1 pseudogene is annotated in these 201 nt (G+C 67.2%); it reads right to left on the bottom strand.

Going from position 1 to position 201, the window contains the following annotated elements:
* Positions 1–201, bottom strand: a pseudogene (locus L981_RS33025) (electron transfer flavoprotein-ubiquinone oxidoreductase); the annotation flags it as partial.

Raw genomic sequence — 201 nt, forward strand, 5'->3', positions numbered from 1 at the left:
AAAGCACCGCATTGTGGCTGCCCTTGATGCGCGGCACGTTGACGAGGCCGGCCGAACAGCCGATCAGCGCGCCGCCGGGGAAGGAGAGCTTCGGCACCGACTGGTAGCCGCCCTCGGTGATCGCACGCGCGCCATAGGACAACCGCTTGCCGCCCTCAAACGTGCCGCGGATCGCCGGATGCGTCTTGAAGCGCTGGAACT

Origin of the sequence: Ensifer sp. ZNC0028, assembly GCF_000799055.1 — a bacterium.
GTDB lineage: Bacteria > Pseudomonadota > Alphaproteobacteria > Rhizobiales > Rhizobiaceae > Ensifer.